This window comes from Thiocystis violacea (assembly GCF_016583575.1).
Taxonomy (GTDB): domain Bacteria; phylum Pseudomonadota; class Gammaproteobacteria; order Chromatiales; family Chromatiaceae; genus Thiocystis; species Thiocystis violacea.
Genome location: NZ_NRRG01000012.1, coordinates 43,793 through 58,196, shown reverse-complemented (window position 1 = coordinate 58,196; position 14,404 = coordinate 43,793). Strand labels below are relative to the sequence as shown.

Below are 14,404 nucleotides of genomic sequence, written 5' to 3'. Positions count from 1 at the left end.
GCCTCCCGCGCGGAGCCAAAACGGCCAGCGTCGGGATCAACCGATCAGACCTCCAGTCTCGGCAAATCCTCGAAGATCTCATCGAAGCTCAGCGTCAGATCCAGGGAGGCGAAGCGGCAGCCCCCTTCCTCCGGACGGCAGTCATGCAGTAACCAATCCCCTTCCTCGGCACGCCGGTAGATCTCAAGACGTCGCGTATCGATGTCGACGAGGACATATTCGCGCAAGGCCGGCAGCCGGCGATAAGCGGCGGACTTGGCGCCGCGATCGAACCCTTCGGTTCCGGCCGAAAGTACCTCGACGATCAGCGTCGGGTGTTCGAGAAAGAGCGCGGCGGCATGATCGCGCGGGTCGCAGGAGACCATGACGTCGGGATAGAAGAATGCCTCCGCCTCGGCTACGCGCAGCTTCATGTCGGAGACATAGGCGCGGCAGGGCTGACCGCGCAGACGCTGCTTGAGCGCGGAAGCAAGATTCAGGGTCACGAGCACATGCTCCTGGCGCGCGCCCACCATGGCGAAGACCTCGCCCCCGAGGTACTCGTGCTTGTCGGTCTGCTCGCGCTCCCACGCCAGGTAAGCGTCCGCATCGAAGGTCAGTTGCTCCGCTAGGGCTATCATGGTCCGACTCCGAATCGAGTTGGGCTTTAGCGAGTTGCCTTCCGGCCTGGGCCAGGGGCGGTTCCGCTCAGAGGATCGAGGTCGTCGCCCCCTGCACCGGCTGGTCCGGCGGACTATACCAGTTCAGCTTGTCGCGCAACCGGACCACCTCGCCGACGATCAGCAGCGTGGGCGGAACCGGCGGATCGGCCTCGACGATAGCGCGAATGGTGGCGAGCGTGCCGGTATAGACCCGTTGCAGATGGGTCGTGCCCTGTTGAATCAGGGCGATCGGCATCTCGGGCGAGACGCCGTGGGCGATCAAGCGCTCGACGATGATCGGCAATCCCACCAATCCCATGTAGAACACCACCGTCTGGCGCGGTTGGGCGAGCGCCGTCCAGTTGAGGTCGATGGTCCCGTCCTTGAGATGGCCGGTGACGAAGGTGACGGACTGGGCGTAGTCGCGATGGGTCAGCGGAATGCCGGCATAGGCGGCGCAGCCAGAGGCGGCGGTGATGCCGGGGATGACCTGAAAGGGCACGCCCTCGGCCGCCAGGGTGTCGATCTCCTCGCCGCCGCGCCCGAAGATGAAGGGGTCGCCGCCCTTGAGGCGCAGCACCCGATGCCCGTCCTTGGCGAGATCGGCCAGCAGGCGGTTGATCTCCTCCTGGCGCATGGCGTGGTGGTTGCGCTCCTTGCCGACGTAGATGCGTCGGGCGTCGCGGCGGGTCATGCTCAGAATCGGCTCGGCGACCAGCCGGTCATAGACCACGACATCCGCCTGTTGCATGAGCCGCAGGGCGCGGAAGCTGATGAGGTCCGGATCGCCCGGTCCGGCGCCGACCAGATAGACCTCGCCCATGTCGCGCTCCAGGGCGTCCGGGGCCAGTTCCTGCTCGATCACCGCCTCGGCCTCCTCGAACTGACCGGCGAGGATGCGCTCGGCGACGCCGCCCTGCAGGACGCGATCCCAGAAACGGCGGCGGTCGCGCTGCTCGCTGAAGCGCGCCTTGACCCGCTCGCGGTAGCGGCCGCTCAACTCGGCGAGTCGGCCGTAGCCGGCGGGAATGATGGCCTCCAGGCGGGTACGCAGCATACGCGCGAGCACCGGGGAGGTCTTGCCGGTGGACACCGCGATGGTGACCGGGGAGCGGTCGACGATCGAGGGCAGGACGAAGGTGCAGGCGTCCGGGTCGTCCACCACGTTGACCGGGATGTCGGCGGCGTTGGCGAGACTGGCGATGCGCCGGTTGACCTCGCGGTCATCGGTGGCGGCGATGATCAGCCGATGACCGGGGATATCGGCCGGCTCGAAGGCGCGCGCGAGATGGCGCAATTCGCCGGCCTCGGCCTGGCGGGCGAGCGACTCGCACAGCGCGGGCGAGACCAGGGTCACGGCGGCCCCGGCGCGCAAGAGGTTGCCGACCTTGCGCGCCGCCGTGGCGCCGCCGCCGACCACCAGACAGGACTTGCCTTTCATGTCGAGAAAGATGGGAAGCAGTTCCATGGTTCTCCGAGGGTGAATGGCCGCGAGGCTCATTGAGTTGGTCTACAAAACTCCTTAATATACTTAAATACTTTGTTTTAGTGTAGGACATAGAACGTGGTCAACGAGATCGATTCCGAGTCCCTGAGCCAACGGCTCGCGGATGCCGAAGACCTCTTGCTGGTGGATATCCGAACACCGGCCGAGATCGAGCAGGGCATGATTCCGGACGCCCTGCGCCTGCCGATGCACCTGATTCCGGTGCGGATGAGCGAACTGCCCAAGGATCGGGATGTGGTGCTCTACTGCCGCAGTGGCGCGCGCTCCTACCAGGCGTGCGCCTATATGATGCAGCAGGGTTACGGGCGGGTGCTCAATCTGCGTGGTGGGATCATCGCCTGGGCGCGGCACGGCTACCCGATCGCAGCCCCCGATGCCTGATTTTCCGGCCTTTTCGGGGGCCTGGATGGGCTGGCCGCTGGCTTGCCTTTTTATCTGGATTCGCCTATAACCGCGAATTCTTGTGTCTACTGATATACTAAAACTCACTCTAACCGGAGGTTATCAATGGCTGATTTCGATCAAGAACTGGATGCGAGTGGCCTGAACTGTCCGCTCCCGATTCTGCGCGCCAAGAAGACGCTGAACGCCATGACCAGCGGCCAGGTGCTGCATGTGGTCGCGACCGATCCCGGCTCGGTCAAGGACTTCGACGCCTTCGCCAAGCAGACCGGCAACGAGCTGATGGAATCCAAGGAAGAAGGCGGCAAGTTCCATTTCCTCATCAAGAAATCCTGATCGCACCGAGTCCCGGCCGTTCCCCCTACCCACCAGACCAAAAACCGAATAACCCGCGAGCCTGATCCAGACCCGCGAGGAGGACTCGATGGAACCAAAAAAACTGGCGATCATCGCCACCAAGGGCTCGCTGGACTGGGCCTACCCCCCCTTCATCCTGGCGTCGACCGCGTCCGCGCTGGGTTATGAGACACAGATTTTCTTCACCTTCTACGGACTGCAACTGCTGAAGAAGAAGTTGTCGCTAGAGGTCACGCCGCTGGGAAATCCCGGCATGCCCATGCCCATGGGGATGGACAAGTGGTTCCCGGTCCTGGGTCTCACCCTGCCCGGTATGCAGGGCATGATGACCGCCATGATGAAGAAGAAGATGCAAAGCAAGGGCGTCGCGAGCGTCGAGGAATTGCGTGACCTGTGCCAGGAGGCCGAGGTCAAGCTGATCGCCTGTCAGATGACGGTGGATCTGTTCGACATGAATACCGCCGATTTCATCGACGGCGTCGAATACGCCGGTGCGGCGGCCTTCTTCCAGTTCGCCGGCGAGAGCGACATCTGTCTCTATATCTGAGACCCCGTGCCCATCGCGAGAACGAGACGCCGCCGCAAGGCGGCGTTTTTGCTTGCCTTCACCCGCTTCGCGCTATGATGGCCAACTAGACCCGAAAGCCAGGCCGCGGGCGCTCTCCCTCTCCGAGGCGGCGCCTCGCCAGGGAGGGCGCCGGTCATTCCGTTACTCAGTTTATCGGCATCCGCTATGACCAACCCGACTCGCACCGGGGCCGCCCTCTTGCTCGATGTGCTCCACGACCTTGGTGTCGACTATCTCTTTGGGCACACGGGCGGGGCCATCATCCCCATCCATGTGGAAATCAACAAACGGCTGCGCCGGGGCGAGCCAACGCCCAGTTTCGTGCTCTGCCGCCAGGAAGGCGGCGCCGGACATGCCGCCGAGGGCTACGCGCGGGTCAGCGGCCGGGTTGGCGTCGCGCTCGCGACCTCGGGGCCTGGGGCCACCAACCTGACCACGCCCATCGCCGACGCCCACAAGGATTCGATCCCGACCCTCTTCATCACCGGCCAGGTGCCGAGTCGCGCGATCGGCTCGGATGCCTTTCAGGAAGTAGACACGGTCGGTATCACCCGCCCCATCTCCAAGCACAACTATCTGGTCAAGGACGTGGCCGATCTCGAATGGGTGCTGCGCGAGGCCCACGCGCTGGCCACGCGCGGCCGGCCCGGTCCCGTCGTGGTGGACATCTGCAAGGACGCGCAACTTGCCCTGGTGGGCGAGCAGACCACTCCCCGCGTGCGTCACCGCGAACCCATGCGCTTCGACACCGAGCGGGCCGACGCCATCCTGGAGGCCCTGGCGAGCGCCGAGCGGCCGGTGATCAAGGCCGGCGGAGGCGTCATCCACGCCAGCGCCTCGCTCGCCTTGCAACGCTTCGCGGAACGCTTCGAGACGCCGGTCACGACCACCTTCAACGCGCTCGGAACCCTGCCGTTCGAGCTGCCCCACAATCTCGGCATGCCCGGCATGCATGGGACCATCCCGGCCAACTACGCCCTGCGCGACGCGGATTTGATCCTCACCCTCGGCGGTCGCTTCGATGATCGGGTCGCGGTGCGCGGATTCGCCGACGGCAAGCGGATCGCCCATGTCGACATCGACCCGTCCGAGATCGACAAGACGATCGCGACCGATCTCCATCTGGTCGCGGGGCTCGACGAATTCCTGGCCAATGCCCTGGCCTCCGGGCGCTCGGCGCGGCATCCGGACTGGCTGGCCCAAATCGCGCAATGGCGCCAGCAGATGCCCAAGCCCTATGGCCAATCGGACTTCATCAAGCCCCAGGCCGTGATCGAGATCCTGTCCGAACTCACCCAGGGCGACGCGACCCTGGTCACCGGCGTCGGTCAGCACCAGATGTGGGCCACCCAGTACTACCGTTTCCAGCGCCCGCGTCAGTGGGTCAGCTCCGGCGGGCTCGGCACCATGGGTTTCGGTCTGCCGGCGGCCATCGGCGCCTGGTACGCCGATCCGGTCCGGCCCGTGGTCCTGATCGACGGCGACGGCAGCTTCCAGATGAACATCCAGGAGCTAGGAACCGTCGTCGCCAACCGCGTCCCGCTCAAGATGTTCGTGCTCAACAACAGCTTTCTCGGGATGGTGCGTCAGTGGGAGGACATGATGGACGACGGCCATCACTACGAGACCTGCCTGGCGCGCAACGCCGACTGCGACCCCGACTGTAGCGACCTGGATCAGAGCTGCCGGCGTCAGATCCCCAACCTCACCGGACTGCGATACGTCTATCCGCGTCTCACGACCATGCGCATCAAGGATCCGGAGCGCTTACGGGAAGGTCTCGCGGAGGCGCTGGCGACGCCGGGTCCGGTGCTGGTGGATGTCTGGATCGACCGGGCCGAGAACGTCATTCCGATGGTGCGCCCAGGGCACACCCTGGAGCAGATGATCGAGTCCTGAGCAAGGGCTCCATCAGGGGATTCGGCCGGAATCGGCCGGATCCCTCCGTCATCCCGAGATCGGCGCGGAGAGCCGGCCCGTGCTCCGCGAGCCCGCCGTCCATGCGAGTGATTTCGTCACATCCTTCAGGCAGGCATGAAGCGTCATGGGGATCAAGGCCAAGCTGAGGATGATCGGATGGCTGCCATTGATCATGGCGGTCGTCTTCGGCTTGACCTTTTATCGCGGACAGGACCACTTGAACGACTTGCGCGATCGCTCGATGCTGGCCGACGAGATGCACGGCGAACTGGAGCAACTCCGGGCGGTGAGCCAGCGCATCCGCGCGACCCGCGCGAACCGCATCCGCAAGGAAGGCTACGCGCGCCTGGAGGCCCTGGACGCCGGAAGGCTCGCGCTCGATTCCGGGCTCGCCGATCCCGCCCTGTCCGAGACCCTGGACGACATCGGCCGGCGCCTGGTCCAGACGCGGGTTCACTACATGACCCTAGATGGCCTGTCCGTGCCCTCGCTACGTCGCGTGGATCTGCCGCAAGTCGATGAGGTCGAGCTTCGCCTGCGCCACGAGATCGACGCGCTGGCCCGGCTTCTGCGCGATTTGCATCTGAGCAGCCACGCGACGGCGGTCGCCTACGGGGACGCCCTCTTGAGAATGGAATTCTGGCTGATCGCCGGAACCGCGCTGCTGGTGCTGCTCCTGACCTACCCCACGCTCAACCGGATCGGAACCGCCCTGCACGCGCTCGGCCAGGGCACGCGCGAGGCGGGGCCCGAGGGGCTGCCGCCCGAGCTGTCGCTGTCGGGTCGCGACGAGTTCGGACAACTGGCGCACGACTTCAACCAGATGGCGCGACGCCTCGCCGCCGCCGAGGAGGCGCGCGAGCAACGCGCCCAGGAGTTGGAGACGGCCGTCAAGGATCTGGAGAATTTCAGCTACTCCGTCTCGCACGATCTGCGCGCGCCCCTGCGCGCCATCGATGGCTTCATCGGCATCCTGCGAGAGGATTACGCGCCCCGGCTGGACGCCGAGGGCCTTCGTCTGTTCGGCGTGGTGAGCGCCAACGCCAAGAAGATGGAACGGCTCATCGACGACATCCTCGCCCTCTCGCGCGCCGGTCGCCTGGAGATGGAGTGGGTCGGAGTCGACATGAACCGACTGGTGGACGAGGTCTGGGACAACCTGTCCGAACACCGCCAGGGACGAGCGATCCAGTTCGAACACGCGGACCTGCCGACCTCCATCTGTGACCCCAGGGCGATCCGACAGGTCTGGCAGAACCTGCTGGACAACGCCATCAAGTTCACCCGAGGGCGCGACCCAGCCCTGATCGAGGTCAAGGCGGAACGGAACGCCACCATGATTCGCTACACTGTCAGGGATAACGGCGCCGGCTTCGACCCGGCCTATTCCAACAAACTTTTCGGTCTCTTCCTGCGCCTGCACGGCATGGACGAGTTCGAGGGCACGGGGGTCGGATTGGCCATCGCCCAGCGTTTCGTCCAGAAGCATCATGGAGAGGTGTGGGGGACGGGCGCCGTGAACGCCGGCGCCACCTTCGGTTTCAGCCTGCCCATCCAGCCAGCCACCTAAAGACGAGAGAACCCGCATGGTCACGAGAGACCCCGTGGTCACAACAACCTCCATGGTCGACATCCTGCTCGTGGAGGACAACCCGAACGACGCCGAACTGGCGATCCGCGCGCTGCGCAAGCACAACCTCGCCAATCGTCTGGAATGGGTCAAGGATGGCGCCGCCGCGCTGGATTTCCTGTTCCACCGCGGCGATTACGCCGAGCGCTCCGACACCCTGCCGCGCGTCATGCTGCTGGATCTGCGCCTGCCCAAGCTGGACGGGATCGAGGTGCTCAGGGCGGTGCGCGACCATCCCGAGACCCGCGAACTGCCCGTGGTGGTCCTGACCTCCTCGCGCGAGGAACAGGATCTGATCGCCACCTATCAGCTCGGCGTCAACAGCTTCGTCGCCAAGCCCGTCGCCTTCGACGAGTTCGCCCGCACCGTAGCCGACCTGGGCATGTATTGGGTACTGGTCAACCGGGTTCCACCGGAGATCCGTCCCGCCTGATGAGCGACCCGCTGCGCCTTCTGCTGCTGGAAGACAATCCCGCCGACGCGGAACTGAACGCCCGCATCCTGCGACGCGCCGGTATGGCGTTCGAGTCGCGGCGGGTCGAGGATCGGGACGCCTTCCTCGCGGCACTCGCGGGCTTTCGTCCGCACGCCATCCTGGCGGACTTCGGTCTGCCGCATTTCGACGGACGCATGGCCCTGCGCCTGACGCGCGAGCGCGATCCCGATCTGCCCTTCATCTTCGTGACCGGCGCCCTCGGCGAGGAGGGGGCGGTCGAGCTGCTGCGCAACGGGGCGAGCGATTACATCCTGAAGGATCGCCTCGCGCGCCTGCCCGATGTCCTCGACCGCGTCCTGGAGACCGCCCGACAGCGGGCGGCACTGCGCGAGGCCGAACAGGCGCTCAAGGCCAGCGAGGAACGTTTCCGCACCCTGGTGGAGACCACGCTGGACTGGATCTGGGAGATCGACGCCCAGGGACGCTACACCTATGTCAGTCCGATCTCGCTCCCGCTACTGGGTTATGCCCCGGATGAGCTGCGGGGTCGCCGCCCATTCGCGCTGATGCCGCCGGAGGAGGCGCGGCGGGTCGGTGCCCTGTTCGAGGAAATCGCGTGTATGCGCCGACCCTTCGCGATGCTTGAGAACATCTGTCGGCACAAGGACGGGCGCCTGATCGTACTGGAGTCCAGCGGCACGCCCATCTTCGGCGCCGATGGCGAGTTCCTCGGTTATCGCGGGGTCGACCGCGACATCACCAGCCGCAAGAACAACGAGGCGGTGCTGCTGTTGCAGGCCCGTCGCGCCACGGGTCTGCTGGAGCTGCCGCGGGCCGCCGAGCGGATGGAAGAAGTGGAGTTCATGCAGTTCGGTCAGGAACTGGCCGAGGAGCTGACCCAAAGCCAGATCGCCTTCATCCACTTCGTCAACGAGGATCAGGAGACCATCGAGCTGGCCACCTGGTCACGCCGCACGGTCTCCGATCACTGCCAGGCCGCCGACGAGGCTCATTGCCCGGTCAGCCAGGCCGGTATCTGGGCCGAGGCCCTGCGCCGGTGCGAACCGGTCATGTTCAACGACTACGCGACCACGACCGGCAGGCAGGGTCTGCCCGATGGTCACGCGGACCTTAAGCGTCTGATCACCCTGCCGGTGATGGAAGGCGAGCGGGTGCGCATGATGGCCGGCGTCGGCAACAAACCGACGCCCTACACCGAGCTGGATGTCGAAACCGTCCAGCTCATCGCCAACGAGACCTGGCGCATCGTGCGCCAGCGACGCTCGGATCAGGCGCTGCGCGAGAGCGAGGAACGCCTGGATCTCGCCCTGGCGGCCTCCGAACTGGGGCTCTGGGACTGGCGCGTCCAGACCGGCGTGACAGGCTTCAACGATCGCTGGGCTGGGATACTCGGCTTCACCCTGGAGTCGCTTCAGCCGACCACCATCGAGACCTGGCACGCCTTCTGTCACCCGGACGATCTGCGTCAGGCGCGGGTGCGCATGGAGCGACATTTCCGCCGGGAGACCCCCGACTACGAGGCCGAGGTGCGCATGCGCCACAAGGATGGCCATTGGGTCTGGACCCTGGAACGGGGCAAGGTGGTGGAATGGGATGCCGATGGCCGGCCGATCCGGATGGCCGGCACCCAGCTCGACATCACCACCCGCAAGCAGACCGAGGAGTCGCTGCGCAAGCTCTCGCTGGCCGTGGAGCAGAGCCCGGCCAGTATCGTCATCACCGACCTGGACGCCCGCATCGAATACGCCAACCCGGCCTTCACGCGCGTCTCCGGCTATGAGCTCGACGAGGCGGCCGGCCAGAACCCGCGCATCCTTCAATCCGGACACACCCCCAAGGAGGTCTTCAACGACCTCTGGGACACCCTCGGCCGCGGCGAGGTGTGGCGCGGCGAATTCCACAACCGACGCAAGGACGGCACGGAATACGTCGAGCTGGCCACCATCTCGCCGGTGCGCGAACCCGATGGGCGCGTGACCCACTATCTGGCGGTCAAGGAGGACATCTCGGAGCGCAAACGGGTCGAGCAGGAGTTGGACCATTATCGGCTGCACCTGGAGGAACTGGTCGAGGTCCGCACGAGCGAGCGGCGCCTGGCCGAGGAGCACAGCCGACTCATCCTGGAGTCGAGCGCCGATGGTCTCTTCGGAGTCGACATCGAAGGCCAGGTCACCTTCATCAATCCGGCCGCCTGCGCCATGCTCGGATACACGGCCGAGCAGCTGCTGGGACGCTCCACGCACGGGCTCATCCATAACCGCGATTCCGACGGAACCCCCGATCCGCGAGAGGACGGCCCGGTCCAGGAGACCCTGCGCCAGGGGCGGGTGATGCGCCAGGACGAGGACGTCTTCTGGCGCTCCGACGGCCAGCCCCTGCCGGTGACCTATTCGTCACACCCCATCTACCGGGATGGTGGGATCGTCGGCGCCGTGGTCAGCTTCTTCGATATCTCCGCCCAGAAGCAGACCGAGGCGGCGCGCGAGGTGGCCCTGGCGGAGGCCGAGCGTCTGGCCCGTCTGAAGAGCGAGTTCCTGGCGAACATGAGCCACGAGATCCGCACGCCACTGAACGCGGTGCTCGGCTTCGCCCAGGTCGGCGCGCGCGAACACGACGCGCGCCGGTCGCGGGAGTTCTTCGAGCACATCCTGGACTCCGGACGCATGCTGCTCGGCATCGTCGACGACATCCTGGATTTCTCCAAGATCGAGGCCGGCAAACTCGTCATCACCAACGGCCGGGTCGATCTGCGCGAGGCCATCGAGCGCTCGGCCGACCTCTTGAGGATCCGCGCCAAGGACAAGGGATTGAGCTTCCGGGTCGAGGAATCCGAGGACTTGCCGGCCTCTTTCGTGGGCGACGATCTTCGCCTGGCCCAGATACTCGGCAATCTGCTCTCGAACGCCATCAAATTCACCGAGCATGGCGAGGTCGACTTCGCGATCGAGCGCCACGCCGACTGGCTGCTGTTGCGTGTCACGGACACCGGGATCGGCATGCGCGAGGATCAACTCGCGAACCTCTTCCACCACTTCGAACAAGCCGATGGCTCCATCACCCGTCGCTTCGGCGGCAGCGGCCTGGGGCTGGCCATCAGCAAACGGCTGGTCGAGATGATGGGTGGCGAGATCCAGGCCCGCAGTCGCTTCGGCGAGGGCAGCCTATTCGAGGTGCGTCTGCCCCTAGTCGCGCCCCAGGGCCGGATCGGCGAGCGACGGCCGGCGGCCGACGGAGCCGCCCCATCACGCAAGGAGCCGCGTCTGCTGGGGCTCAGGATCCTGGTCGCCGAGGACAATCCGGCGAACCGCCTGGTACTCGAGGAACTGCTGAAGGCCGAGGGATGCCGGTTGGTGCAAGTCGAGAATGGTCTGCAAGCGGTCGAACGGATCGGCGAGGCTCCGACGGCCTTCGATCTGGTGCTCATGGATATCCAGATGCCGGTGATGGACGGTTTCGAGGCCACCCTCCGGATCCATGAGCGGACACCCGAGCTGCCGATCATCGGTCTGACGGCACATGCCATGCCGTCCGAGCGCGGCCGCTGCCTGAGCGCCGGGATGGTCGATCATATCGCCAAGCCGGTCGACCTCGACCAACTCGTCGAGACGATCAGGCACCATTCCCAGGTCAGGGGTGCGACGGGTTCGCCCATGGACGCGAAGTCGCCGGGGGCCGCGCCGGTGTCGGCCAACGAGGAGAGCCCGCCACCCGACAGCGCGCCGCGCTCCGGCTCCTGGGTCGACTGGTCCGCGCTCGAGGCCCGCTACGCGCACAACCCGCGCTTCTTGCCCAACCTGATCAGCACGACCCTGGAGTCCAACGCGGATCAGTCCGCGCGGCTGCGCGAGGCCGCCAGCCAGGGCGATTCGGCGCTCATGGCCTTCATCGCGCATCGTTTGAAAGGCACCGCCGGCAATCTCTTCGCGAAGCGCCTCCATGACCTGGCGGCCAACCTGGAGGAAAGCGCGCGCGCGCGATACGCCGAGGCGCCGCGCCTGGCCTATCGGCTCGCCGAGGCCATGGAGTCCTTCCTGGAGGAAATCGGGCCGAACCGATGGCCGCGGGACCAGTCGCCACCGGAGCGGACGCCGCCGATGACGGACGAGGACGACGCGGCGGTCCTGCCCAGGGTATTGGAACAACTGGAATCCCTGCTGGCCGACGACGACACCTCGGCCAACCAGACCTACGACCGTCACCAAGCCCTGCTGAGACGGGCCTTCGGCGAGCCGGCCGAACGCCTGGGGGCGGAAATCAAGCGTTTCGACTATCAAGCGGCGAGCGACACCCTGACCAGCCTGAGAGTCGACCCGGCGTCGCGCGACGCGACCGGACCTCGATCCTGAATCCGAGCGACCGGGACGCCCCAACCTCGGTGCTTAAGACACCAGCGGCGTAGGATGGGCAGAGCGAGAGCGATGCCCATCCTTTACGCTCCGAGGCCCAAGAAGCATCCCCATCCGGCGGGCGTCCTTTTTCAATATCCGAGGCTCCAATCATCAGCCTTAAGTTAATCAATCGATGGCCTGTTGCGCCCGCGAACGCACGGCCTGACTCTATCGAGTCACCGCTAGACCAACTCCCGCCCCACCCTACTGGACAGGCCCTCGGTATCCGGAGGCCACGGAGGTCGAAAACATGACTGAGTACCTGGACATCGGCGACCTGAAGGTCGCCAAGCCCCTTCACGATCTGGTCAAGGACGAGATCACACCAGGGATCGGGATCGACCCGGCGGCCTTCTGGCGGTCCCTTGGCGAGATCATCCAAGAGTTCGGCCCGCGCCATCGCGCCCTGCTCGCCAGGCGCGACGATCTCCAGCGCCAGATCGATGACTGGCACCGCGAGCATCGCGGCCAACCACTGGACCTGGCGGCCTACCGCGCCTTTCTCGTCGAGATCGGTTATCTGCTCCCCGAGGGTCCGGATTTCTCGGTCGGCACGGCCAACGTCGATCCCGAGATCGCCGAGATCGCCGGACCGCAACTGGTGGTCCCGGTCAGCAATGCGCGCTACGCCCTCAACGCGGCCAATGCCCGCTGGGGCAGTTTCTACGACGCCCTCTATGGCACGGACGCGATCCCCGACGAGGAGGGCCTGGAACGGGGTGCCGAATTCAATCCCAGGCGGGCGGCGGCGGTGGTCGCCCGCGCGGCGGCCTTCCTCGACGAGGTGGCTCCCTTGAACCGGGGCTCGCACGGCGACGCCCTCGGCTACAAGCTGGAGAACGGCAAGCTGGTCGTGCTGCTCCCCGACAACAGCGAAACCATGCTCACGCAGGCCGCGCAGTTCGACGGTTTCCGCGGCAATCCGGATCAGCTCGAAGCGGTCCTACTGGTCAACCATGGGCTGCACATCGAGCTGCGGATCGACCGCGAGCATCCCATCGGCAAGCAGAGCGCGGCCGGCATCGCCGACATCCTGCTGGAATCCGCCGTGACCAGCATCCAGGACTGCGAGGACTCGGTCGCCGCCGTGGACACCGAGGACAAGGTGGGCGTCTACCGCAACTGGTTGGGCCTCATGAAAGGCGATCTCACCGCCCATTTCAATAAGGGCGGGCGGGTCAAGGAGCGCGCGCTGGCGCCCGATCGCACCTACAGCCGCCTCGGTGTCGGCTCGCTGACCCTGCCGGGCCGCTCGCTGATGCTGGTGCGCAACGTCGGCCATCTGATGACCATCGACGCGGTGCTGGACGCCGAGGGACAGGAGATCCCGGAGGGTCTGCTGGACGGAATGATCACGGTGCTCTGCGCCCTGCACGACATCCACCCCGAGCATGGCGCGCGGCGCAACTCGCGCTCGGGCAGCGTCTACATCGTCAAACCCAAGATGCATGGTCCCGAGGAGGTCCTGCTCGCGGTCGATCTCTTCGCCCGCATCGAGCAGGCGCTCGGTCTGCCCGCGAACACCATCAAGATCGGCATCATGGACGAGGAGCGCCGCACCACGCTGAATCTGAAGGAATGCATCCGGGCCGCCCGCGAGCGCGTCATCTTCATCAACACCGGCTTCCTCGACCGCACCGGCGACGAGATCCACACCGACATGGAAGCCGGTCCGGTGCTGCGCAAGGGCGCCATGAAGGCGGCGACCTGGCTGCTGGCCTACGAGGACTGGAACCTGGACCTGGGGCTCGCCTGCGGTCTGCGCGGACACGCCCAGATCGGCAAGGGCATGTGGACCATGCCCGACGAGATGGCCGCCATGCTCGCCGCCAAGTCCGCCCATCCCAAGGCCGGAGCCAATTGCGCCTGGGTGCCCTCCCCGACCGCCGCGACCCTGCACGCCACGCACTACCACCAGATCGACGTGACCGAGGTCCAGGCCGAGCTGGCGAAAGGCGGTCGCCGCGCCACGCTGGACGACCTGCTCCAGATCCCGCTCGATCCCGAAGGCGCCTGGACGCCCGAGGAGATCCAGGAGGAACTGGACAACAACTGTCAGGGTATCCTCGGCTACGTGGTGCGCTGGATCGACCAGGGCGTCGGCTGCTCCAAGGTGCCGGACATCGCCAACGTCGGACTCATGGAGGACCGCGCCACACTGCGCATCGCCAGCCAGCACGTCGCCAACTGGCTGCATCACGGTGTCGTGAGCGAGACCCAGGTCATGGAGACCCTGCGCCGCATGGCCGCCGTGGTGGACCGGCAGAACGCCGAGGATCCGCTCTACCGACCCATGGCACCGGACTTCGACGGCCTCGCCTTCCAGGCCGCGCGCGACCTCATCCTCAAGGGCCGCGAGGCCCCCAACGGCTACACCGAGCCAACCCTTCACGCCATGCGCCGACGCGCCAAGGCGCTTCGCTAATCGGCCGCCAGCCACCGGCGACAGAACGATGACTGGCGGCTGGCGACTTTTTTACACGCTAATTGATCTGGATCCTCTTACATCCGCTGGATTTGGGTTCATGCTTGGG

Annotated in this window: 10 protein-coding genes; 8 read left to right on the top strand and 2 right to left on the bottom strand. The window is 65.9% G+C overall.

Annotation, left to right across the window (positions count from 1 at the left end; all coding sequences use genetic code 11):
* Positions 1-44: 44 nt before the first annotated feature.
* Positions 45-620, bottom strand: a complete 576-nt coding sequence (locus CKO27_RS08450; RefSeq protein ID WP_200374441.1) for a Uma2 family endonuclease — start codon at positions 618-620, stop codon at positions 45-47.
* Between the two features lie 67 nt (positions 621-687).
* The gene (gene cysG / locus CKO27_RS08445; protein ID WP_200374440.1) at positions 688-2,109 is read right to left on the bottom strand and encodes a siroheme synthase CysG; all 1,422 of its coding nucleotides are present in this window, start codon (positions 2,107-2,109) and stop codon (positions 688-690) included.
* Between the two features lie 96 nt (positions 2,110-2,205).
* On the opposite strand from cysG, the gene CKO27_RS08440 reads away from it, so the two are divergent.
* The 8 genes from CKO27_RS08440 to CKO27_RS08400 all read left to right on the top strand — a co-directional run bounded on the left by CKO27_RS08440 (position 2,206) and on the right by CKO27_RS08400 (position 14,295).
* Positions 2,206-2,529 carry a rhd_2599 family sulfurtransferase gene (locus tag CKO27_RS08440; RefSeq protein ID WP_200374439.1) on the top strand — a complete coding sequence of 108 codons (324 nt, stop codon included), beginning with the start codon at positions 2,206-2,208 and terminating at the stop codon, positions 2,527-2,529.
* A gap of 126 nt (positions 2,530-2,655) precedes the next feature.
* Positions 2,656-2,886: a sulfurtransferase TusA family protein gene (locus CKO27_RS08435; RefSeq protein WP_200374438.1), complete on the top strand. Its 231-nt coding sequence runs from the start codon at positions 2,656-2,658 to the stop codon at positions 2,884-2,886.
* Between the two features lie 88 nt (positions 2,887-2,974).
* Entirely contained in the window at positions 2,975-3,454 is a 480-nt protein-coding gene (gene dsrE2 / locus CKO27_RS08430) for a sulfur carrier protein DsrE2 (protein ID WP_200374437.1), read from the top strand.
* Between the two features lie 186 nt (positions 3,455-3,640).
* A complete protein-coding gene (gene ilvB / locus CKO27_RS08425; protein WP_200374436.1) occupies positions 3,641-5,374 on the top strand; it encodes a biosynthetic-type acetolactate synthase large subunit in 1,734 nt (577 codons plus the stop codon).
* A gap of 193 nt (positions 5,375-5,567) precedes the next feature.
* Complete coding sequence (locus CKO27_RS08420; protein ID WP_242470803.1) at positions 5,568-6,965, top strand: sensor histidine kinase; 1,398 nt, start codon at positions 5,568-5,570, stop codon at positions 6,963-6,965.
* Positions 6,966-7,017: 52 nt separating this feature from the next.
* A complete protein-coding gene (locus CKO27_RS08415; protein WP_200374482.1) occupies positions 7,018-7,458 on the top strand; it encodes a response regulator in 441 nt (146 codons plus the stop codon).
* Positions 7,458-11,828, top strand: coding sequence for a PAS domain S-box protein (locus CKO27_RS08405; RefSeq protein ID WP_242470802.1), 4,371 nt, complete (start codon positions 7,458-7,460; stop codon positions 11,826-11,828). The genes CKO27_RS08415 and CKO27_RS08405 overlap by 1 nt, the downstream gene beginning before the upstream one ends.
* 292 nt (positions 11,829-12,120) lie before the next feature.
* Positions 12,121-14,295: a malate synthase G gene (locus CKO27_RS08400; RefSeq protein ID WP_200374434.1), complete on the top strand. Its 2,175-nt coding sequence runs from the start codon at positions 12,121-12,123 to the stop codon at positions 14,293-14,295.
* The last annotated feature ends 109 nt before the right edge of the window (positions 14,296-14,404 follow it).

Bases quoted from the DNA above. Each gene is read 5' to 3' on its own strand.
- CKO27_RS08450 (WP_200374441.1), bottom strand. From the start codon at position 620: ATGATAGCCCTAGCGGAGCAACTGACCTTCGATGCGGACGCTTACCTG.
- CKO27_RS08405 (WP_242470802.1), top strand. From the start codon at position 7,458: ATGAGCGACCCGCTGCGCCTTCTGCTGCTGGAAGACAATCCCGCCGAC.
- cysG (WP_200374440.1), bottom strand. From the start codon at position 2,109: ATGGAACTGCTTCCCATCTTTCTCGACATGAAAGGCAAGTCCTGTCTG.
- ilvB (WP_200374436.1), top strand. From the start codon at position 3,641: ATGACCAACCCGACTCGCACCGGGGCCGCCCTCTTGCTCGATGTGCTC.
- CKO27_RS08415 (WP_200374482.1), top strand. From the start codon at position 7,018: ATGGTCGACATCCTGCTCGTGGAGGACAACCCGAACGACGCCGAACTG.
- dsrE2 (WP_200374437.1), top strand. From the start codon at position 2,975: ATGGAACCAAAAAAACTGGCGATCATCGCCACCAAGGGCTCGCTGGAC.
- CKO27_RS08435 (WP_200374438.1), top strand. From the start codon at position 2,656: ATGGCTGATTTCGATCAAGAACTGGATGCGAGTGGCCTGAACTGTCCG.
- CKO27_RS08400 (WP_200374434.1), top strand. From the start codon at position 12,121: ATGACTGAGTACCTGGACATCGGCGACCTGAAGGTCGCCAAGCCCCTT.
- CKO27_RS08420 (WP_242470803.1), top strand. From the start codon at position 5,568: ATGGCGGTCGTCTTCGGCTTGACCTTTTATCGCGGACAGGACCACTTG.